At 41.2% G+C, this 22,547-nt stretch carries 24 protein-coding genes; 16 read left to right on the forward strand and 8 right to left on the reverse strand.

Features of this window, described 5'->3' with window-relative positions; all coding sequences use genetic code 11:
• Position 1 precedes the first annotated feature (1 nt).
• From bshC to tmk, 4 genes are all read left to right on the forward strand, one after another.
• Complete coding sequence (gene bshC / locus AABW11_RS02250; RefSeq protein WP_340102992.1) at positions 2–1,618, forward strand: bacillithiol biosynthesis cysteine-adding enzyme BshC; 1,617 nt, start codon at positions 2–4, stop codon at positions 1,616–1,618.
• Entirely contained in the window at positions 1,618–2,202 is a 585-nt protein-coding gene (locus tag AABW11_RS02255; protein WP_340102994.1) for a 5-formyltetrahydrofolate cyclo-ligase, read from the forward strand. Before bshC ends, AABW11_RS02255 begins: the two co-directional genes overlap by 1 nt.
• A 94-nt stretch (positions 2,203–2,296) precedes the next feature.
• The gene (locus tag AABW11_RS02260) at positions 2,297–2,977 is read left to right on the forward strand and encodes a PspC domain-containing protein (RefSeq protein ID WP_340102995.1); all 681 of its coding nucleotides are present in this window, start codon (positions 2,297–2,299) and stop codon (positions 2,975–2,977) included.
• Between the two features lie 15 nt (positions 2,978–2,992).
• Positions 2,993–3,595 carry a dTMP kinase gene (gene tmk / locus AABW11_RS02265; protein WP_340102997.1) on the forward strand — a complete coding sequence of 201 codons (603 nt, stop codon included), beginning with the start codon at positions 2,993–2,995 and terminating at the stop codon, positions 3,593–3,595.
• Here tmk and AABW11_RS02270 read toward each other — a convergent pair.
• Complete coding sequence (locus AABW11_RS02270; protein WP_340103000.1) at positions 3,570–5,870, reverse strand: efflux RND transporter permease subunit; 2,301 nt, start codon at positions 5,868–5,870, stop codon at positions 3,570–3,572. The genes tmk and AABW11_RS02270 overlap by 26 nt on opposite strands.
• Positions 5,871–6,034: 164 nt before the next feature.
• Entirely contained in the window at positions 6,035–7,324 is a 1,290-nt protein-coding gene (locus AABW11_RS02275; RefSeq protein ID WP_340103001.1) for a hypothetical protein, read from the reverse strand.
• 210 nt (positions 7,325–7,534) lie between these two features.
• On the opposite strand from AABW11_RS02275, the gene AABW11_RS02280 reads away from it, so the two are divergent.
• From AABW11_RS02280 to pssA, 8 genes are all read left to right on the forward strand, one after another.
• Positions 7,535–8,002, forward strand: a complete 468-nt coding sequence (locus AABW11_RS02280) for an SRPBCC family protein (RefSeq protein ID WP_340103003.1) — start codon at positions 7,535–7,537, stop codon at positions 8,000–8,002.
• Positions 8,003–8,119: 117 nt separating this feature from the next.
• A complete protein-coding gene (gene aroE, locus AABW11_RS02285; protein WP_340103005.1) occupies positions 8,120–9,004 on the forward strand; it encodes a shikimate dehydrogenase in 885 nt (294 codons plus the stop codon).
• On the forward strand, positions 9,004–9,744 hold the full coding sequence (gene pgeF, locus AABW11_RS02290; RefSeq protein WP_340103007.1) for a peptidoglycan editing factor PgeF: 741 nt from the start codon (positions 9,004–9,006) through the stop codon (positions 9,742–9,744). Before aroE ends, pgeF begins: the two co-directional genes overlap by 1 nt.
• A 70-nt stretch (positions 9,745–9,814) precedes the next feature.
• The gene (locus AABW11_RS02295; RefSeq protein WP_340103009.1) at positions 9,815–10,666 is read left to right on the forward strand and encodes a histone deacetylase family protein; all 852 of its coding nucleotides are present in this window, start codon (positions 9,815–9,817) and stop codon (positions 10,664–10,666) included.
• Positions 10,614–11,864 (forward strand): 1-deoxy-D-xylulose-5-phosphate reductoisomerase, encoded by a 1,251-nt coding sequence (locus AABW11_RS02300; protein ID WP_340103011.1) that lies wholly within the window; start codon positions 10,614–10,616, stop codon positions 11,862–11,864. The genes AABW11_RS02295 and AABW11_RS02300 overlap by 53 nt, the downstream gene beginning before the upstream one ends.
• A gap of 3 nt (positions 11,865–11,867) precedes the next feature.
• A complete protein-coding gene (gene rseP / locus AABW11_RS02305; RefSeq protein ID WP_340103013.1) occupies positions 11,868–13,211 on the forward strand; it encodes an RIP metalloprotease RseP in 1,344 nt (447 codons plus the stop codon).
• Positions 13,212–13,214: 3 nt separating this feature from the next.
• A complete protein-coding gene (locus tag AABW11_RS02310; RefSeq protein WP_340103015.1) occupies positions 13,215–13,862 on the forward strand; it encodes a phosphatidylserine decarboxylase family protein in 648 nt (215 codons plus the stop codon).
• A 3-nt stretch (positions 13,863–13,865) separates the two neighbouring features.
• Positions 13,866–14,675, forward strand: a complete 810-nt coding sequence (gene pssA, locus AABW11_RS02315; RefSeq protein ID WP_340103017.1) for a CDP-diacylglycerol--serine O-phosphatidyltransferase — start codon at positions 13,866–13,868, stop codon at positions 14,673–14,675.
• 23 nt (positions 14,676–14,698) lie between these two features.
• On the opposite strand, the gene AABW11_RS02320 is transcribed toward pssA, so the two are convergent.
• Together AABW11_RS02320 and AABW11_RS02325 are read right to left on the reverse strand one after the other, a co-directional pair.
• Positions 14,699–15,199 carry a hypothetical protein gene (locus tag AABW11_RS02320; protein WP_340103018.1) on the reverse strand — a complete coding sequence of 167 codons (501 nt, stop codon included), beginning with the start codon at positions 15,197–15,199 and terminating at the stop codon, positions 14,699–14,701.
• Complete coding sequence (locus AABW11_RS02325) at positions 15,196–16,287, reverse strand: alanine racemase (protein WP_340103019.1); 1,092 nt, start codon at positions 16,285–16,287, stop codon at positions 15,196–15,198. Before AABW11_RS02325 ends, AABW11_RS02320 begins: the two co-directional genes overlap by 4 nt.
• 119 nt (positions 16,288–16,406) lie before the next feature.
• On the opposite strand from AABW11_RS02325, the gene AABW11_RS02330 reads away from it, so the two are divergent.
• The 4 genes from AABW11_RS02330 to AABW11_RS02345 are packed head-to-tail and all read left to right on the forward strand — an operon-like array spanning position 16,407 to position 19,075.
• Complete coding sequence (locus AABW11_RS02330; protein ID WP_340103020.1) at positions 16,407–16,823, forward strand: ATP-dependent zinc protease family protein; 417 nt, start codon at positions 16,407–16,409, stop codon at positions 16,821–16,823.
• A 10-nt stretch (positions 16,824–16,833) separates the two neighbouring features.
• The gene (gene rimK, locus AABW11_RS02335) at positions 16,834–17,772 is read left to right on the forward strand and encodes a 30S ribosomal protein S6--L-glutamate ligase (protein WP_340103021.1); all 939 of its coding nucleotides are present in this window, start codon (positions 16,834–16,836) and stop codon (positions 17,770–17,772) included.
• Entirely contained in the window at positions 17,765–18,718 is a 954-nt protein-coding gene (locus AABW11_RS02340) for a succinylglutamate desuccinylase/aspartoacylase family protein (protein ID WP_340103023.1), read from the forward strand. Before rimK ends, AABW11_RS02340 begins: the two co-directional genes overlap by 8 nt.
• 15 nt (positions 18,719–18,733) lie before the next feature.
• A complete protein-coding gene (locus tag AABW11_RS02345) occupies positions 18,734–19,075 on the forward strand; it encodes a DUF952 domain-containing protein (RefSeq protein ID WP_340103025.1) in 342 nt (113 codons plus the stop codon).
• A gap of 44 nt (positions 19,076–19,119) precedes the next feature.
• Here the strand turns inward: AABW11_RS02345 and AABW11_RS02350 are convergent, their stop codons facing one another.
• The 4 genes from AABW11_RS02350 to AABW11_RS02365 form a co-directional block, all read right to left on the reverse strand.
• On the reverse strand, positions 19,120–19,542 hold the full coding sequence (locus tag AABW11_RS02350) for a response regulator (RefSeq protein WP_340103026.1): 423 nt from the start codon (positions 19,540–19,542) through the stop codon (positions 19,120–19,122).
• A gap of 656 nt (positions 19,543–20,198) precedes the next feature.
• Entirely contained in the window at positions 20,199–21,422 is a 1,224-nt protein-coding gene (locus tag AABW11_RS02355; RefSeq protein ID WP_340103028.1) for a hypothetical protein, read from the reverse strand.
• An 8-nt stretch (positions 21,423–21,430) separates the two neighbouring features.
• Positions 21,431–21,883 (reverse strand): hypothetical protein, encoded by a 453-nt coding sequence (locus tag AABW11_RS02360; RefSeq protein ID WP_340103030.1) that lies wholly within the window; start codon positions 21,881–21,883, stop codon positions 21,431–21,433.
• Positions 21,884–21,949: 66 nt separating this feature from the next.
• A complete protein-coding gene (locus AABW11_RS02365) occupies positions 21,950–22,486 on the reverse strand; it encodes an adenine phosphoribosyltransferase (protein WP_340103032.1) in 537 nt (178 codons plus the stop codon).
• Positions 22,487–22,547: the final 61 nt, after the last annotated feature.

Raw genomic sequence — 22,547 nt, forward strand, 5'->3', positions numbered from 1 at the left:
AGTGGACGTAAAAAAAAGCAGTTTCGATACACTTCCCTTTTCTAAACTTTTTCAGCATTACATATCGGGCAACGGAACAATCACCGATTTTTTTGAAACGCATCCGGCCAACAAAGGTTCAGTTCATGAATCGGTTGATTCATTCGAATTCAAAGGTGAGAGGTCAGTAGGTGCCTCAATATTAGAGAAATACAATCACGAGCATCTGGATCATGAAGTTACGCGCGATCAGATTGGAAAAGTAAAAAAGCACGATTGTCTTACTGTTGTCACCGGGCAGCAGGTGACTCTATTTGGTGGGCCACTTTACACCGTTTACAAAACAATTACTGCCATTCTCTATGCAAAAAAACTTGAAAAAGAGACCGGCCGTCCGGTAATTCCAATATTTTGGCTGGCTGATGAAGACCATGATATCGAGGAAGTGTCCACAATAAATATCCCTGGATCTTACGATCAAACAGAAATAACCTATTCACATATAGACTATGAGAATGCTCCTCCGGCGAGTACAATTCAATTGGGCGATGAGCTATCTACTGTTCAGAAACTTCTGAAAGAGAATTTAGACGAAACAGATTTTACGGCAGATCTCCTGGATCAAATAACGTCTTATTACAAATCAGACCGTACATTTGGTGGAGCATTTGGGGATCTTTTAATGTCGTATTTTGGCAAACATGGACTCTTACTGGCCGGAAGTCTTAATCAAACAGCTAAATCTCACACAACACATCTGCTGAAAAAAGCTGTAAAGCTTCATGTAAATTTAACCAGCTCACTCGATGACACAACCTATGCCCTCAAGGAAGCCGGTTATCATGACCAGGTGCAGGTTCAGCCCTCAAATCTGTTTTACCTCACCGAATCCGGAGAAAGAATTAAAATTCAGTGTGTGGATGATACCTGGAGTATCCCATCCAAAAAATGGAGCAGTTCTGAACTTTTGGACGAAATTGATAACCATCCGGAACAATTTTCACCAAATGTGTTTTTGAGACCAATCTTACAGGATTGTCTTCTGCCCGTAGCTGCTTATGTGGGCGGCCCCGGGGAAATCGCATACTATGCACAGATGAAGGAATTTTATGAAAATTTTGGTTACAAGATGCCGATTATTGTTCCCCGATTCAGCCTGACGATTTTTGAATCTGCCATAGACAGAATATTAGAAAAATTACCGTTCGAATGGCAAAAATATCTAGATAGAATCGAAGATCTCGAAAAGGAATTTGTTGAAACGACCGACAGTGTTGATATCGAAAAAATGTTTGGCATCTGGAGATCTCAAATTGATGAGCTATCGCGGGCAAAACGTGATAAAATTGGTGATATTGATCCATCACTGAAAGGAAGTGTTGGTAAAGCTAAAGCTACCTATTTTTCGGAACTGGATAAGCTTAAAGGAAAAGTCTATCGAAGTGTTAAAGAGCAGGAAAAAGTTCAGATCGACAGAATTAAGCGAATCAAGAATAACTTATTCCCAAATGATAATCTGCAGGAACGGGAAATTGCATTTATCTTTTTTATGAACAAATACGGTAATGACTTGTGGGACCGTGTAATCGACAAACTGTCTGATGAAGACCCTTATAATCACCTTACCCTTCATTTGTGATGAAGATTTCACTTCCTGAACAAAAATTATACGTACGACAACACCATCAGACTATTCGAAAGTCTCTTCTGCCTGGTGAGTGGAAGCAAAAGAGTCAGGCAATCATACACCGGTTAATGTCGAGTAGGATGTTTATTTCATCTGAATCCATTCATACTTATGTATCGATAGAAAAAAGTCGGGAAGTCTATACGATTGACTTTATAAGGTCTTGTATTGATGCGGGCAAAGAGGTAATTGTTCCACGGATGAAATCAGGAGGTGAACTTTCGCATCACAAAATTACATCTATCGATTCGTTATCGAAAAACAAGTGGGGAGTCTATGAACCAACTGGTGATAGCCCCGTTAATCTGCCGGAACATTTATTGGTTATTGTACCAATGGTGGCCGCAGATTTTCAGCTCAACAGACTGGGATACGGAAAAGGGTATTACGACCGTTTTTTAGGTAGTGTTACTTCAACTAAGGTTGGCTTATGTTTTAACTGCAATCTTAGTTTGGAACCATTGCCCTCTGAACCTTGGGATATTAAGATGGACACAATTATTACAAATCAGTTTGTATTGCAGATGGATATGTAGGCTAAGAGAATTACCGTTTTTTGTTTTTGAAACACATTCTCAGCCATTCCGTAGGCAATCAATAAAGCTTCAATGAAATTAAAGCCGCAATGTTATGACTGAACATACAAAATCCCGAATGCATACATCTACTATAAACGTTACGGATGAAGATCTTCAGCAGTCTTTGAAATCGTTTTTAGAAACAAATGAGGAAAAAGAATCTCCATCCATCTGGAATATAAAAACCATAAGCGGGCTTGCTCTTGTTTTTATAACGTTAGCGTTTGTAGGGCAATCTATTGGTGCAGAACTGATGGGAACGACCGGTGTGTCATTTTTGACTACTGTAATGAGATTCTTACCGTACCTCGGCGGCGCGATGCTGGCAGTGATTAGCCTTGGATTTATGAAACAGTCAAAAGCTGAAAAGAAAAGCGTAAAAGAAGAGGAGACACAGAAGAAAAAAACTTACGATAAGCTGGACGACTTTCTTTATACGGATGATGAACCGCGAAGCCGATCGTCACGTTCAACCCAAACAAAACAGTCAAAGAAACGCTCGTTCAGAAATAAATTAAGCGTTTCCGGAGGGCTTTCAAGATCCAGAACCGACAGCAAAATATTTGGTGTCTGTGGCGGCCTTGCAAAATATTTAGGTATGAACTCCACAGTTCTTCGGATCGGCTTTTTAATTGCATTCTTTTTAAGTTCCGGAAGTTTCCTTCTTTTATATATCGCGATGGCAATTGTGATGCCGAAGGAATCGATAGACGATATGGACGATTTCAGATAATTAACCGGATAGTTAGTGTTTATTACCTTTGAAGGGATTGATGGCAGCGGCAAATCGACTCAAATCAGTCTGCTGAAAACTTACTTGTCAACAAAAAATATACAGAGCCATATTTTTCGGGAACCTGGCGGTACAGATATTTCTGAACGTATCCGCTCTCTCTTGCTCCATGATACCGAAGAAATGGACCCCGTAACTGAACTATTGCTTTTCTCCTCGGCAAGATCACAACTAATTGCTGAAAAAGTTATTCCGCTTCTCGAAAATAACGAAACCGTTATCCTGGATCGATTCTATGATTCAACGGTAGCCTACCAGGGATACGGAAGACAATCAGCTTCATTAAATGATATTGATCATCTCAATCGAATTGCTGCTCATGGACTTGTGCCAGATCTAACGTTCTATCTGCGATTGAGTATTGAAAACGCCGATCGACGAACGTCATCAAATGATAAAGACAGAATGGAGAAATCGGGACGAGCCTTTTTCGACAAGGTTTCCGAAGGATTTGATGAATTGAGCAGCCGTGAAAAGAGGTTTAAAGTAATTGATGCAAATCGCGAAAAAGCCAAAGTTCACCAAGAGATTGTTAACCACGTAGAATCTCTCCTTTGAACCGAAGTTCTGGTTTTATCAGGTAAAACAAGGAGGGGAGGATAAAAAGGTCGGCAATTAAGGCGGCTGCTATGGTTGAGCAGACCAGAATCCCCATCATGGCAGTGGATGTGAACGCACTGGTAATCAGGGTTCCAAATCCCGCAATAAGAATCAGGCTCGTAACGATTATTGCTCGTCCCGTTTGAACCGTTGTTGTAGTAAGTGATGCAAAAAGTGATCCGCTTCTCATATGTTCAATCCGGAACCGCGCCAGGTAGTGAATGCTGTCATCTACTGCAATTCCCAGTGCGATCGTAAATATCACGGCGGTTGACGGTTTGATGTCGACATTAAAAAATCCCATGATTCCTGCAATTGCAAGTAGCGGAATGATATTTGGAACCAGTGAAATTATGACCATATAAAGATTTCGAAAAAGGAGCGTCATAATAATAGATATTGCAAAAACAGCTATAAGAATACTCCAGGCCAGTGAATAGACTATTTTGTTTGTCAGATCAGCACTGAGAATCGTTGTGCCGGTAAGGGTAATCTCTTCATTGGGGAAATTTTCAGAAAGGTAAACGGAAATCGAATCCCGCATTTCATTGATCCGTTTTGATCCCACATCTTCCGTAAATGCTGTTACTCTTAATTTACTGTAATTGAAGTTGACGAGGCGTTCGAGCATGGGGGCGTCATTGATCTCTAACAGCAGCGCATACTGCGCCACGGTGGCATCGTCTGGCGGAAGTGCACTGCTCCTGTCATTTTCAGAATCACTTAACAGCCTGTGGACTTCTTCTATAAGCATGTGCAGCCCCGACACACGCTCAATCTCATCATATTGAAGAAGATACTCTTCAAGATTTTCAACTCGTTTTAATAAATCATGGCTGAGTGCACCATCTTCGGTTTGAGTTTCAATAATAAATTCAAGAGGAAATTGTGGTGTTAGTTGCTCAGAGAAAAATTCACTGTCTTGCATTAGCTCAGTATCTTCACCCAAGTCATCGAACACTTTTCCATTGACGTCTACGTGCCTGACACCAGTAAATATCGCAAGCGTTCCAATAAAGCCTAATACAAGAATCTTTCTGTAATGCAGGCGATTTATCGCTGTAATTTTGTTGAGTACCCTGCTAATAAGAGGATAAAACGAACCCGACTTTTCGTTGAAAACACGTCCTTTTTTTGATTTAGACAGTGCTACAGGAAGAAAGAAAATCGTGACGATGTACGCCAGCAACACACCTATCGCTGTGTAAGCTCCAAACTTTGCCATCGGCATAACCGAGCTGCTAAGCAGAGAAGCAAATCCAATAGCCGTAGTTACACTGGTCAGAAAAGTTGCGCTGCCGAGAGTGGTTAGCATTTCAATGATTGCCCCTCTTTTTGGCTTGCCATTTTCCCTGGCATCATCATATTTAGAAATCATGTGTATAGAGTCTGCCACACCAACACAAAGTAAAATCGGTGCAATGGTACTGCTCATTATTTCAAGATATCCACCAGATAAGTGGATGATAGCTACTGTGAAAAGCAGGGTAGTCCACACAATAATCATCGGGAAAAGTACTCCCCAGACACTCCTGTACAAATACCATAGCAACAAAATAATCAGCAGTGAGGAGAACCCGATATATATGATAATCTCACCGTTCAGAAGATTTACATATTGATTTCGAAAGAACGGAATTCCTGATTTATGGAACTCATACTGGCCCCTGTACTCTTGAATAATAGAGTCTATCTCTTCAATAATTTTATTGCGGTTCGGGTATGTGTTTCGCTCTTCGTTTATTTGAAGCATGAACGCAGCCGTAGTGCCCGCTTTATTGATCAGTACTCCCTCAAGAAATGGATCATCCGTTAGCTGACTTTTTAGCTGCTCGAGCTCTCCACTCGTTTTTGGAACCTCTTCTATATAATTAGTAAAGGTAAGCCGGTCATTTAAATTTTGGATCTGCTGCGCATTTGTGATGCTTCGAACCGATTCAATGAACATTATCTGCTCAAATGAATGTGTAAGAGAGTCAATATCCTGAAGAACTTCTGTGGAAAAGATTGGATCACTTTCTAAAGCAATAAGAATAGTATTGTCATCCCGCCCGAATTCCTCTTCAAGAAGCTGGTAGTCTTCGATGACAGGGTCTTCCTCAGGATAAAATCCCTCAAGATTAAAGTCTGTACGAATCTGTGATGCAGGGTAAATGGATAAGAAAATAAGAAGCACCAAGCCGGTTATAACTGAGCCGGGTGCCGCCAGGATGATGTCACCAAATTTTTTCAACTGGAATAAAAATAACTGATCATTTCGTTTCAGGAGCTTCAACTAATTGGGCTACTGTTACATTCCCGGTAAATCCTGAAATATAGTCTGTATCTGTCCGGTACTACATTTTTTTGCCATATTGCAGATAAAGATATAACCGCGATTTAACACTGTATTCTCAATCAGAAATAGATTGCTGTTTGCATAAACAAAAAGCTATTATCTCTGAACTGCTGAAATGTGAGGTGTCCATAAAAGGGTGAAATAGACGGACCGCCAAACAGATTACCGCCAAGGGAGAATTCAAACCCATCTGCTATCTCGTATGTACCCTGGAGCTGTGCCCAGAAATCTTCTCCATATATATTGTAACGGCCTACCGTAAATAGCTGCAGCCGGTCCCGTAAAAATGAGCGCTGACCAAATACGCTTATATATGGAAACAGACGCTGAGGTAAAATGCGATCTTCATAATTCAATATAATTTCGAGATATCCCTGCAGTCCGGCTGTGATGCCACTAAAACTTGTTTGTACCCCTATCATTTGTTGAATCCATGGTTTTGTGAGAAGATACCCGTCATCTCTGATGTCAAACTCCTGGAGAACCGGGATTGCCTCCAGCGGATTTTCTAATGCATCTTCCAGCCGATTGATGGATACCGGCAAAAAAGTAAAAAGCCGTTCATTCACAAAGAGTCCTTCCGCTGAAAAGATCCACCTGTCACCTCGTTGCCAGGTCAACGCAAAACCAGCCATCGGCGACGTTTTGTACGTTTCTCTGAGTGTTACCTCGGGCAATTGTTGTAATGAGAAGAATCTCGGCCGGATGGAATATGCTGGCATCGGGTGCGCCCAATGATACGCCATCAGATCTATGTCGAGTGAAAGTGAAGGACGCCAGGAATATCGCGCAGCCAGCTGAACATTTGATAGATTGTTCTCATGCGTTGATTCCCTAAAACTAAAAGGGATAGGGGAGGGCAGGGTTTGAACCGGGAACCAGCGGGAATCTGAGTCAGGTAATAAATCTGTTGTAAGCGAAGGAGAGACAATAACCTGGAGTGAACTGTTCTCAAAGTAACGGCGTATATTTATTGCGGTTACTCCGACTCTCAAATCGGACATGTCTTGGGTTAAAAATTCGCGCAGATCAACCGGTGTGAGAATATCGTTCACGAATGCACCATTCGATTTACCCCATATAATAGTTTGTTTACCGATGCGTATATCGTAGGATGGGGTAAACCAATCAGCATAAATTTCGCGGGGAAAAACTTCAAATTCTCTGCCAGAACTATATCTGTCAATCAGGTCGACCTCTGCTACCAGCCCCCCGAACGAAAGATTTTGATTAAATTGGAGCTTAAAACGATTCCGCCCGGCTATTAATTCGTTATTTTCATAAACCTGAAAGGCATTATAATTCTTTGCTGTACCGCTGAACTCCTGGCCAAACCCGTTGGCGGGCAAGCATAAAGTAGCAGATAAAAAAGAGAAAATGAGTAGAAAAAAAGATGGTGGAAATATTAATTTTAACCTATTTAAATGTTTCTGCACGAAATTGATTGATGCTTAATCAAAATATGTTTAAATTTAGAGCATTGTGGATAAGCCGTATCTGCTTACCTCAACCTTCTCAAACTTGAATTAAAATTCTCACTTCCGAAGTTCAATCATACTATGGCGCACGAAAGAATTGAAGTTGATCTACCCCTTGCTAAAGCCTACGAATTGCTTTGCAATCCAGTACATTATACAAAATTTTTAAACAGAATTGATGAAATTGAAAAGGTCAATTCTCAGACGTTCGACTATAAAACCAATATTGGCGGCGAGGAGTTTCAGTGGACAACAAATGTTATTGATAATCTTCGCAATACACGCTTTGCCTGGATAACGATCAATGGTAACCTAAATCAGACAGGTACTATTCGATTTACGCCTCTCGACAATGGTAAGCGTACACGTATTGATTTCTCTCTCGATTATCGCACATTCTTCGGAGATCCTGAAGAAGAGCTCGCAAACTTCATCGAAGGTTTGCCGCAACAGCTAAAGGCTGATTTAGGCAAATTTAAGGAATTGGCCGAATCAGATACCTTTAAAGATGAACAAACTGAGAAAGAGGGCAGCGAAGTAACTGCTTAATTTTTTTTGTATCACATTTATAATGCGCACTTTTTCCGGAGTGCGCATTTTTTTTATGGTTTTTAACTCTGACCTGAGAACGGGGCAGGTTTAGATTCCAAAATCCAATCGCCTCTGATGAAAAGTACCGAGTCACTGAGTTTTTCTAATTTTAAGGCTTCGAAATTTTCTTTACGACCCCACTATCTTGTTGTAGGCCAGCCGATTGACCACTCATTATCTCCATTAATGCACAATCTCTCGCTCCGGTATCATTCCATCGATGCGGAGTATATAGCTGTTGAACTCCCGCCGAATTCTATAACTGATTTCGTTGCCTGGATCAATAATGACAATTTTTTGGGATGTAATATCACCATACCCTGGAAACGGGAGTTTGTACAATTTCCGGACCAGCTTTCTGAAGAAGTCCTGGCGGTTGGAGCGATGAATACCCTTTCAAAAACGGATGATGGTTATACATCAAAGGGTGATAATACTGATATCTATGGTTTCAAGGTTCCGCTCCTTGAATATGATAATTCACTGGAAAGAGGCCGGGCCATTATTTTTGGCACAGGCGGTGCAAGTCTCGCTGTTCAGTATGCTCTCATGGAAATGGACTTTGAAGAAATTATTTTAGTTTCCCGGTCGCCATATTCTGCGAATCCGCTAAATAATTCTGTTTTTACAGAAGTTGTAGACTATCATCAATGGCAAAGTTTTGCTGAAGAAGCAGAGCTGTTTGTCAATACCACGCCGCTCGGCATGGGAGCGAGGAAAGATCTGAGTCCAGTAGATGCTGTTGATTCAGACCTCCTTGCTGGTAAAATTTGTTACGATCTTATTTACAATCCGATCACCACTGAGTTTCTCTCACTGGCTGAATCGGCTGGGGCAAAGACGATCGGTGGGCTGGATATGCTTATTCATCAGGGATCCCGTTCGTTCGAAATATGGACTGGACACACCTTTCCGATTGAGAAAGTCAGGAATGTGCTTTTAAACTATTTTTCAGCCTGATGATTTATTATGCTCCCGAACAATTAAATCGTCAGCATAAACTTATTGCCGGTATCACGTATGCCAGCCGGGAGAAATACAATTCATCAGAATACATCGAGGGTCTAAATTTTGGTGAGAATACCGTTACGCCTCTGCCGGTTATTAAACATAACCTGGAGGTGTTAAATCATGAAATTAACCACGACGGTGAATTTGCACTTGCCGAACAGGTGCATGGGGCAGACGTAGCCGTAATATCAGATTCCGGATATTACTCCGGTGTTGACGGGCTGGTCACGACAACTAAAAATTTAGTGATCGCCATTAAAGTAGCCGATTGTGGTGCAGTACTCTTATCAGATCCAGCTAATAACATCATTGCGGCGGTGCATGCAGGATGGCGGGGTGCTGCAGCCGGAATCCTTCCAAATGCACTGGATAAAATAAAAAAGGCTGGAGCCCGGCCAGCCAACATTATTTGCTATATATCGCCGTGCATTTCGTTGCAAAACTTTGAAATTGGTGAGGAAGTTGCTGAAAAATTCCCATCTCAATTTATTGACCGTTCCATTGGGCATAAGCCTCATTTGAATCTCAAAGAATTCTTGCGAACTCAATTAGTTGATGCGGGCGTTGCCCCATCAAATATCGAGATTGATTCTCGTTGTACTGTAGACAATACCTCATTTTATTCCCACAGAAGAGAACGCGATAAGGCGGGACGCATGTTAGCCTTTATCAAACAATCACCGAACTAAATTACCCAATGTGCGCGTAAGTTTTTCCCAGGGCTACAATGCTCAACTTCCTGAGGGTCATATCTTCCCGATGAAGAAATTCGTTTTTTTGCACAAACATCTTTTAAAAAGGGGTATTATTACAGAAAGTCAGGTTATTGAGCCCTCTCTGGCAGATTTTGCATCTCTTTGCAGTGTTCATACTCTTAGATATGCCTCTGCCGTCTGGAATGGTACGCTCACCCGAAAAGAGGAGAGGCGAATGGGTCTTCCATGGAGTAAAAGCCTGGCAATACGCTCACGGCTTGCCGTTCAGGGAACTATAAATGCCGGTTTGATGGCACTTCAAGACGGAGTATCGGGCAACCTTGCAGGAGGTACGCATCACGCAATGCCAGATCTTGGAGAAGGGTTTTGCGTATATAATGATGTTGCTGTTGCCATAAAAGTGTTGACACAGGCTATGTGGGTTAAAAAAGTATTGGTCATCGATTGCGACGTGCACCAGGGTAACGGAACGGCAGAAATCTTTAAGGATGATGAAAACGTCTATACGTTTTCTATTCACGGCGAAAAAAATTACCCATTCAAAAAGCCCCCGTCAACCTATGACATTGGGTTGCCAGATCGTACTGAAGACCGGTATTATATGAACACACTTACTGATGCATTGAACTCAATTTATTCAGTTTTCACACCCGATCTGATTTTTTACCTGGCAGGAATCGATCCACTGAAGACAGATCACTTTGGGCGTCTTTCACTCACAAAACGTGGATTGCGGGAACGGGATCAACTTGTAATTTCTTCGGCTGCAGACAGGGATATACCTGTAACGTTGTTGCTTTCCGGCGGTTATTCACCATCAGTACAGGAAACTGCAGAAAATCATGCTATACTTTACGAATCAGCAGCTGAAATCTATTCGTCCCGATTTAATTAGAAATTTTTCTATTTTGACGCCCAATATGATGCATACCAAAGACAGTTCACAACTTAAGCGTATTGCAATTTTGGGAGCTACAGGTTCGATTGGTACCCAGGCTCTTGAAATTATATCTGATAATCCTGAATCATACGAGGTACTTGGATTAACCGCACATTCAAACTGGAAAAAACTTGCAACACAAGCCAACGAATTTAGACCCAAAAGGCTCATTTTATCAGATAAATCAAACAGCCAATCGTTTGAAGATGCCCTACTATATAAACCAGAACAGATTGATTACGGGCCAGAATCTCTGCGACAAATGGCGGCAGACCCTAATGCAGATCTCATATTAAATGCTTTGGTTGGTTTTGCCGGATTCAGCTCCACATATGATGCATTAAAAGCCGGGAATAGCGTTGCACTTGCGAATAAAGAATCGTTGGTTGTTGGTGGTGAAATATTAACCGCAATTCCCGGATTTCACGATCGATTAATACCGGTTGATTCTGAACACTCCGCTATGTGGCAATGCCTGGTCGGTGAAGATATGAACACTGTCGAGAAGATTATTATTACGGCCAGCGGAGGGCCCTTCAGGCAGTACAGCAGGGAAAAGATGAAATCAATCACCGTTAAAGACGCGCTGAATCATCCAAACTGGGAGATGGGAAATAAAATCACCATCGACTCGTCAACTATGATGAACAAAGGGCTCGAAATCATTGAAGCTCATTGGCTTTTTGGCATTAATATAGAATTAATAGAGCCCGTTATCCATCCTCAAAGTATTATTCATTCAATCGTTGAATTTAAAGACGGGTCGTCGAAAGCTCAGCTTGGCCCGCCCGATATGAAGGTGCCTATTCTTTATTCTCTTAGTTATCCTGACAGACTTCCGCTGAACGTACCTCGTCTCGACTATAAAAAACGGATGAGCCTGACATTTGAACCTGTAGACTTTATCAAATTTCCCTGCGTTGAAATAGCTATTGAGGCGGTGAAGGAGGGAGGCATTAAGCCGGCTGTGATGAATGCAGCCAATGAAGTTGCCGTGGAGCGCTTTTTAAACGAAGAAATTCGGTATATTGACATCCCTGTACTCATTGAAAAAGCACTGAGTAAGTTTAATCAACGAACAATTACATCACCCCAAACGCTATTTGAGGTTGACGCTGAAACAAGAAAATTTGCGAATACACTATTTAAGTAAAGAATGGACTGGATTATAAGTATCTCTTCAACGCTCGCAATCTTTATAGCGGCGATTTTTATATTGGTAACTATTCACGAACTGGGGCACTTTATTGCCGCAAAGTTTTTCAAAATGCGTGTAGATAAGTTCTCAATCGGCTTCCCGCCTAAGATTTTCAGCTTTAAAAAAGGCGAAACAAAATATGTTCTCGGGGCAACACCGCTAGGTGGATACGTAAGTATTGCGGGCATGATTGATGAATCAATGGATGATGAATTTCTTGAACAGGAGCCTAAAGAAGACGAATTTCGCAGTAAGCCGGTTTGGCAGCGAATGATCGTGATTACAGCGGGTGTGATATTTAACGCCATTCTTGCAGTCATCATTTATACGGGAATTGCTCTTTCATATGGTGAGGAAGTTATTCCAATTGAGTCGGTCGACAGCCTTTATATTCCTGAGGAATCTGTAGCACATGACGTGGGTTTTAGAACCGGTGACCGTATTATTGGCATAAACGGTGAACGTGTTGAGTACTTTAATGATATCTTCAATCCTGCGGCTATAACCGGCCGTGACCTCTCGTTCATGATTGTGCGTGATGGCAATGTCCAAAGTTTGTCAACTCCGCCAAATTTTCTCGATCAAATTGGGGAGCAGGGATTTATAAATTCAACTTACACACTGCCAAGCCGAATATCATCCATACTTGAAGGAAGTCCGGCGGAAGAAGCGGGGTTTCAGGCAGGCGATAAGGTAGTATCAATAAATGGCAAGCAAGTTGACTACTGGATTCAGATGGTTCAGATCATCCAAAATGCAGAAGGTGAACTCGATTTTACCGTGATGCGCAATGGCCGTCCAGTAGAAATGAGCGTAACGCCCGATCCGGAAACCAATCAGATTGGTATTGCTGCGCCGAACCCGAGCGATGTTTACAACGTCCAAACACTGAACTATAATTTAGTTGAGGCTGTAGGGCAGGGCTTTAAAAAATCAGAAGATACATTCGTTGGAATTATACAGGGCATAGGAATGATGTTTTCCGGTGATATTTCAGTCAGACAAAATTTGGGTGGACCGGTAGCTATCGCAAGTGTTACTAAGCAGGCGACGGATGCTCGCGGTTTCCTTGGATTCTGGGAAATAACTGCATTCCTTAGCATTACGCTAGCAATTATGAACATGCTGCCTATTCCGGCACTTGACGGCGGACACTTTATGTTCTTATTGTATGAAGGAATAACGCGGCGTGAACCAAGTGCTAAAGTAAGGATGGGTCTGCAGCAGATAGGGTTCCTGTTTTTGATTGGCCTCATCATCCTGGTCACATTTAATGATATTTTGAGAACATTTGGCAGTTGATTTATGATTTCAAAAGAAGGCATTGGTACGATCACGGTTGTTGTTCTTTTTTCATTAGTTGTCGGGTTTGGGTCGTCTTTTCTGCCGGACTTGCTGTCCTACCTAATCTATGCTGTATTGGGAGTTTTGTGCCTGCTGACGATTTATTTCTTCAGAGATCCTGATAGAAATACACCCAATGACGATTCACTTATTATTTCGCCGGCCGATGGCAAAGTAGTCTTAATAAAAGAGGTTGATGAATCTGAGTATATGAATCAGCCTGCGACTCAAGTCAGTATTTTTCTCTCTCCTTTAAATGTGCATGTGAATCGTGTCCCGTTTTCCGGTGATGTTGAATACGTTAAATATTCACCGGGTAAATATTTGATGGCGTGGGAAGATCACGCGTCTGAAGAAAACGAACGCGCACATTTTGGTGTGAAGCATCCATCAGGTACCAAAATGCTCTTTAAACAAATTACCGGGTTTTTGGCACGAAGAATTGTCTACAATCTCAAAGAGGGAGATAAGGTCACTGCTGGCGAACGGTTTGGTATCATGAAATTTGGATCACGAATGGATCTTCTTTTGCCTGATAATGTTGAGATTCTTGTAAAGAAAGGTGAAAAAACAGTAGCAGGTGAATCGATTATTGGAAAAATTCGATAACACATGAAATACCCGATTCAAAAATTACGATCGAAACGTAAACGAGCCAAACGAAAACGGAAGCAGATTCCAAGGATCGTTATTCCCAGCTTTTTTACGCTGATGAATCTGTTTTGCGGATTTTTATCGATCATAATGGTTGCAGAGGGAAATCTTGTATTTGGGGCATGGCTGATTGTAACAGCCGGACTTTTTGATGCTCTTGATGGGTTCATGGCCCGGCTGGCAAACGCAACCAGCGAGTTCGGCATTGAGCTTGATTCCATCAGTGATGTAGTCTCTTTCGGAGCAGCTCCCGGGTTTTTATTATACACCTTTGTATTGCATGAACTCTCGATCATCGGAATCATCCTAAGCGCGCTTCCGCCATTATGCGGCGCAATTCGCCTGGCACGATTCAATGTGGATTCCAAATATGTGACTTACGACTTTTATAAAGGCTTACCCATACCCGTACAGGCTGCGATGGTCTCAGCGCTTTTCCTAACGTTTAACAAACGTATGGACTGGTTCGTAAATTTTGAGCATGGCTTTCTCTCTTTTATTATTCCCATCGTGATTGTTCTATCATTTCTGATGGTTAGTACCATTCCTTTTGATAAAATTCCAAGATTTGATAAAGATTCCATCAAGAAATACAAAAATCGAATGATGCTATTTTTTGTGTATATCATCATTATCGGAATTTTTCAGGACATAGGATTGATGATCGTATTTACCTTTTTTATTGCAAAAGGACTTGTATTAGGAGCTGTTGTATTTTGGAAGCGCGCTTTTACGGATGAAGAAGATCCACTGGAAGTTCCTATTTGATACCTTTTATATAACAATACTTTTTACTTTATCTGATCCCCGATAAATGTTACAATTTTCTGCGCATTTTCCTGGCTCAGTGGTATCATCCGGCCATGTAGTTCATTGAGGTATAGCCATCCATCCATGTGTTTCTTTTTCAGGCGCACTGATCTGTCAATCTTATAAAAGTCGTTATAGAGCGATCGATTCGGCATCTGGTCAACTTTGATGCTCTTAATATCCGACAGGTCAATTGATTCTTCATGGATAGTTTGATCTCTTACAGAGTACGTAATCATCATCTCATTTTTCTCATCCGCGAGATTATAGGTTATCGTAATTTGTCCCTCACGTAGTTTAAAATAGCTCAAAAAGCCAATCACGAAGAAGGCGAATGCCGCAAGCCGCAGATAGCTTTCCAACAAAGCACTATTTGCATAGATATAACCACCTAAGAAAAGAGCTGATACAATCAAGCTTCCCAGGGTAATGGCCGGCCAGTAGCGGGAATATTTTTCTGATACTTCTAACTGATTTCTCATGAAAGCACTCGTTTTTCTATCGATTCGCCTGTTGGAGTGATGTACGTTTCAAACAGATTTGCCGTCAGGCAGGAGTGAACCGGACAGACCCACAATTCACTTAGATGTTCCGTTTTGTAGGCAGCTTTCAAAGCCTTAAGACCTGTGACTGTTCCATGCTCCTGTGAAATTGCAGTGACAGAGGTACCCTCAATTTTTTGAATGTTACCGTCGTCATCAATTACGACAGGCTGACCATATGTGTCACCTCCATTTATCCTTAGTCGTTCTTTGGAAAAATGGACGGCTCCGCCATGAATAATGCATAAATCCTGATACGGTTTCTCTTGAACAACCGGAACGCGAACAAGCAGTCCGAGATCTTTATATGAACAGCTGCCAATCTCAATTTGCATCAAATCATAGAAAATAAGATTTCCCGGTGAAAGCTCAGTAACAGGATATAACTCCTCAACCAGTGAAGAGGAAGGAGTGTCACCTAAACCAAATTCAACCCCAGGATATTGTTTCCGTAACTCTCGAAATGCATTTAAATCACGTTCAATGGTTTTGCGCACATCTTTTTCTCCCTGTACATGGTAGGTGCCACCGTCATGGATGTAAAATCCCTTGAAAGAAACATTTGAAGATTCGTTTATAGTGCTAATCAAATCGTTGATCTTATCTTTTTCAAGATACGATATCCCGCTTCTGTTATATCCGGCATCGATCTCTATCATTAGGTCAACAGGATGAATGAGATATTCACCGAGAAAATGTATGTCGTCAGAATTTTGAACAAAGAGTCGAATCGCAGAGTGTTCAGTAAGTTTATTAATGTCGCCTATTTGCTGCCGGTAAAATGGAAATGCAATAGTAATGCTATTCCATCCATGTTTTGAAAAATAAGCAGCCATTTCAGGTGTAGATACCGTAATTCCGTGAACACCTTGATCGGCAAACCACTGCCCGACAACATGCGACTGATGAGTTTTAAAATGAGGCCGAAAATCAGCTCCTAAATAATCAGCTTTCTTACACAGTTTTTTGATATTTTCTCGACAATTATTTTCAAAAACAACAGCTTTCGGCCGGTTTAATATCTGCATTATATATATAAGTAGTAATTTTTTTGGTCTGTTTGTAGACGTTCACAAATTAAATCAAAATATGAAATGCAACCGAGTTTAAAAGCTGTTATTTTGGTTTTTTAAAATCATTGAATGGCGTGAAAAAAGTTATCGGCAGAATTGAAAAAATCGGATTCCCTAACTGGGCTATCGACCAGCTGGATGCCAAGGTTGACACCGGGGCGTACACTTCCAGCCTGCACTGTCACAAAATAAACGTTGTATCGAAGAGTGATGGTGAGTATGTTCAGTTTTCACTTTTCGATCCAGAACATCCATCATACCAAGAGAGGGTTTTTGAATCCAAACTTGTAAAAATTCGAAAAGTTAAAAGCTCCAATGGGACGGTCCAAAAACGCTACACTATAAAAGAGACAGCAAGGTTTTGTGGTAAAAATCGTTCAATTGAACTTACACTGACCGACCGCAGCGCAATGAAGTATGACCTGTTGCTTGGTAGAAAATTTTTGGAATACTTCCTGGTGGATGTATCAAAGAAATATTTAACATCTTAATCTTAAGATAATGTCGCACAAACCGTTACACATTGTTGTACTATCCAGAAACCGTTCGTTGTATTCAACCCGAAGGCTGGTTGAAACGATTGAAAACAGGGGGAGCAGGGCAACCGTTCTTGATCACCTGAAGTGCGATATCGTAATTGAGCAGGATAATCCATCAATCTACTACAAAGGAGAACTCATAGATGATGTGGATGCTGTGATTCCGAGGATTGGCGCATCCGTAACATTTTACGGAGCTTCAGTTGTCAGGCAATTTGAAATGATGGGAGTTCCAACTGCTGTAGAATCACAGGCACTGGTACGCTCACGCGACAAGCTTAGAAGTTTACAGGTTCTGGCCCGCTCTGATGTTGGAATGCCAAAGACAGTGTTCACAAATTACTCAAAAGAGGTCGCGAAAATCATTGACAGTGTTGGTGGCGCACCTTTAATTGTAAAGCTTCTTGAAGGCACACAGGGCTATGGAGTTGTGCTTGCACCAACTAAAAAAGCAGCAGAATCCATAATTGATGCTTTTCACAGCATGAAAGCACGCGTAATAGTCCAGGAATTTATCAAGGAGGCAAAAGGCGCGGACATCCGTGCGTTTGTTATTAACAATAAAGTTGTTGGCGCAATGAAGCGCCAGGGAAAGGAGGGGGAATTCCGTTCTAATCTGCATCAGGGTGGAACAGGTGAACTGATAAAGCTCAGTAAGCGAGAGCGTCAAGTCGCTTTAACAGCTGCTAAGGTAATGGGATTATCGATTGCCGGCGTTGATCTGCTCCAGTCTGAACGAGGACCGCTCGTATTGGAAGTGAATTCATCACCAGGCCTTGAAGGCATTGAAAAGACAACAAACCAGGACATTGCTTCGGATATTATTACTTACGTAGAAAATTTAGTTGAAAAGGGAAAATCAAAGAAAAAATCCCCAAAAAACAAGAAGAGTAATGCCTAAAGAGATTGAAATCAACGACGAGAAAATTCATCTCGGTGAAGACAAGCAGGTAAATATTGGTATCGCCAGGCTTCCGACGTACACAAGTATAGATCTCTCGATTCGCATTATACGGGCAAAAAAAGATGGTCCGGTTGTTCTCTTGACAGGCGGGCTTCACGGTGATGAAATTAATGGAATTGAAATCGTCCGCCGGCTCATATCTGGAAATCAATTGAATCTTACCTCCGGTACCATCATTGCGATTCCGCTGATGAATGTTTACGGTTTTATTCAGAACGTACGTGGCGTACCAGACGGGAAAGATATCAACCGGTCGTTTCCCGGGACTAAAAACGGTTCTCTTGCCAAGCTTGTGGCCCATACAATTGTAAAAGAAATCATACCAAAGATTGATTACGGAATCGATTTTCATACGGGCGGGGCGAGCCGGGCAAACTATCCGCAAATTCGCTGTGTTCTCGATAATGAAATGAACCTTGAGCTTGCACAAGCATTTGCACCACCGGTTATTTTGCATTCAAGGTTAATTGATAAATCGTTTCGTAAAGCCGCCCAGCGCAAAGGCAAACCAATCATCGTATATGAGACGGGTGAATCTATGCGCTTTGATGAACACGGCATACAAACTGCCATTGAGGGTACTAATCGTCTGCTAAACCACCTTGGAATGCGCGAAGGTAAACTTGACTCTCCCTACAAACCGGCGGTATTCAAAAAGTCGAGCTGGATTCGGTCAAAGGTTGCCGGAATATTTAATCCCAAAGTAAAGCTCGGAGACATAGTGAAACCGCGCCAGATTGTGGGGAAAATTACTGATCCGTATGGAAATGAAAGTTTTCGGGTTATCAATCGCAACGAAGGGCGCGTAATTGGTTTAAATAACAGTCCGGTCGTTCACAAAGGAGACGCAATACTACATATAGCAACATCAGAACTTAAATGATAAGATGAGTACCGCATGCAGGAAGATTTAATATTTCATGTTGTTTCAAGGCGAAAATGGCCAAAATTAAACAAAGAAGGGGTCTATGCGCCCGAAGATTTTGATCCGGAAGAAGGAATTCGATGTGCTTTACCTCAAACACTGGAAGAGTATCTGAATACCGAATATAGCGGACGAAAAAATATTTTTTTGTTAGTTATCGATGTATCCAGGCTGGCAACGAATATGAAAAAGAGAAAAGAGGGGGGATATGTCACCCTGCATCAGCCCATAAATATTGATGCCATTCTGGATAAAATACAACTCGATTCAAACGAAAAAGGTGAATTTGATATCAATGTAAAGAGCTTTACATAATCATAGCCTCTAGTAAATCCCGGGAATGAAAAAATTCCGGTACGCTAAATCACCTTAATGGATTCAATTGACTCTTTAAGTTTATAAATAGATACCGGTTTGCAAATATAATCGTGAAATCCGTATTCACGAGCTCGTGACTTGTGGACAAAATCTGAATTCCCCGTGATATAAATGATGACGGGTTCATACACTTTTTTTATTTCCCGGGCCACATCTATGCCGTTATATGAGTCTTTTAGCATGATGTCTAAGAGTACGATATCGGGCTTATTCTTTACGATTTGTTTAACTGCATTTTCACCGGACGCTTCAGTTCCGATATGCTGAAGCCCGAGTTTGCTAACCATGATCTCAAGAATTAGTGATTGAATTCTATCGTCTTCAACAATAAATAATTTCATTTTTACACACAGAGAATCATTAGATAGGATATCGTTTTTGTTTTCAATTCGCTTGTAATTCATATGAAAAATTTTGTTCCGCAGTATTGATAAAATTTTAAATCGATATCTATAGCTTGGTTTTATCATTGGTGATTACGATCTGTATTTCGTTGGTATAGTAGGTTTCATAACCGGGTTTCTGTCAGGGTCAAAAATAAACGCTGGCAGATCCAATGTGTGTACAGCTATGGATTATGGATGCACCATCCGCGGACAAGTTGCTACGATCATTCAAATATGACGCAACATGAGTAGTTCAAATCTATAATGCTGTAACCCCCAAGAAAAGTTTAAATATGTAATTATTGCTGAACCACTAACTAAAGCTGAATAATTATGTCGTATAATATATATTATGTAAAGTTAAATTCGCATGACCATACGGGTCATATCTGAACCAGTATTAATGTATCATCCATCTGCCCTGTTTCAGCTTTTAACAGTCTGATTTTATTTTTGAGTTTATCAGATATTTTAATGGTGCCTTACGTCTGAGAAATCTGCTTACGATAAGTGAATCACTCTCTCGACTGAACTTCCATATATGGATTCACTTTATCAAAGCATTAACAATTAGTTGTTTGCAAAAAAAAGCCCGCACGAAAAAATTTCGGTGCGGGCTTTTTATATGCATTGCCTATTCAGCCATTACAGCTGAATGACTTATAGATCTTTGTTTAGCTTTTCTTGGTAACAAGTAAAACAATGAGTCCAATAATTACTGCAAGACTGATCAGAAACAGAATAAACATCAGGTTAGATACGGGTTCTGCGTGTCGAGCCCATTCACCTAATTTTATGTCAATTTCTGCTATTTCAGCCTGAGTCATTACCTCACCATTGATTAGATACTCGCCCCAGTCACCTTTAACAGTACTATTCCAGTAGTCGCTAAAGCTCTGATAAAGTTCCAAATCGGCCTGCTCGTTTTGTGCTATTGCAGTCTCAATGGCGTTATCAACAAATAGATTTAACGCGGTTACAAAGGCATCTTCATTCGAGAAAGAAGGTAATTCAATACCATTCTGATTGAATGCAGTGCTTATTGCATTCCAGAGCTTGTTATTAATGCTTGATTCCCAGGTTGATAACAGGTCAGTTATTTCCTGGCGTGCCTCAACGGGCGTTTCAGACGCATAGGTACTTGCCATTCTTTCCCCGATATCATCCCAAACTTCTGCAAAATAAGCATGTTGTGCCCGCATGCGAATATAATCCGGAGCTTCAAGATTTGCTTCCTGGTCAGCCTGGTTAATATATTCCGATAGAATCGTTTGGACAATATCGAGTGGATTATCGTCCATGCTTTCGCTTGCTTCAGCAATATCAGACTGAGTTTGAGCATCCATTGCCTGATATCTGCTCAGCAGATCTTCAAGAAATTCGATAACGAAGCTGTCTCTTGCCTCGATATTCTGCCGGTATTGTGTGACTAAAGCTGACAATCGTCGCTCGTTGGATGCTGATCTTTCGATTCGCTGACGCAAAGCAACGGCCTCTTCATCCATTTGAGTAACTTGATTTCTCAAATCCTCCATCTCTGCCTGTAGCTGAGCTATTCTTTCATTCAACTCTTCGACAATGTCGATGTTGTTTCCTGTTCCGGAGATACGATCACGCAGATCAGCAATGCGTCCCTGAAATGTTTCAGGGTGCATAGCTCCATTTATTAAATCCTGGTATCCCGAATAATCGGCTTCAAGCTGATCAATATCATCTGATATTTGACTTATGTCTTCAGATGAAACTGCATTGTCAATAGCCTGAGTTATTTCATTATACTCCGCCCTGAAATCTTGCCATATTTGGTAGTCGGATTGCTGAGCAAATGCCGAACTCCCTGCAACGATCATTAAAAGGGCTGCCAATGTAGAAATTGTTGGTTTCATTACTTTTCTCATATCTATCCCTATTGTCTGAGTCCGTTTTGATCTAGGTTGTACGTGTCTCCTGTTGCAATATCAACGAGCTCAATACGGCCGCTACGCTGATTAAAAGCCGGTTGTTGGAGTCCGTTACCTGTTATATTGATTTTAGTTTGAAGCTCGAGTTTACTTTCAGCAGGTGCAAACACATATACGTTGTTAAACCCTGCTGCTGTTAAGAAATAATATCCGGCACTGTTACGAATCAGACGAACCTGGTCTACAGAATCTACGCCCTCTTCTTCGAGTACAGGTGAAATATTAAATTGAACTGCATATCGCTGATCATGAACTTCCGCATTGGAGTCAGGTGTTAGTACGCTTTCAATGGGTTGTGCGTAATCAACTCCCTGCAGCACAAGTGATGGACCGCATGCAGCAGCGCCAAACAGTAATGCAACACACATTGAAAGTGTGATTAGTTTTGGTTTTGCCATAATAGTTATGTTTTCTGTGATGTTTTGGTGATTGGTTATATATGGTAAAATTTTAAAATTGTTTCTTTATACTGATAAAAGTGTGTGACAAGTATAAGATTTACCTTCAAGGAGTTCCAAACCTTTTAAACTATCTATGTGCATGATAAAGGAAAAAGCAATAATATTACCACCTAATTTTTCTATTAATCTGGCGCATGCCATTGCGGTTCCACCAGTTGCAATTAAATCATCATGTATAATTACATTTGCGCCTTTTGAAAGTGCATCTTTGTGAACTTCCAAAGAATCAACTCCATATTCCAGCTCATATTCTTCAGCAAACGTCTCTGCGGGGAGCTTACCAGATTTTCTTACTGGTATAAACCCGGCATTTAAATCCTGGGCCAATCGCGGTCCCAATAAAAATCCGCGCGACTCCAGCCCTGCGACAATATCTATTTTCAGCCCGTCATAAGGTTTTTTGAGCAACTCGGATGTCATCGAAAGGGTTTCCGGATCTGCAAGCAGGGGTGTGAAATCTTTAAATTGAATGCCCGGCATTGGAAAGTCCGGTATTGTCCGGATTTTACTATACAGTTTTTTAAGCTGTTCGTTTTTCATCTGTGTATTTCAGTATTTTAGCCATCAACATAGTTCAATCATAACATACCATTTTTCTAGC

The organism is Rhodohalobacter sp. 8-1 (assembly GCF_038150125.1).
Taxonomy (GTDB): Bacteria; Bacteroidota; Rhodothermia; order Balneolales; family Balneolaceae; genus SW132.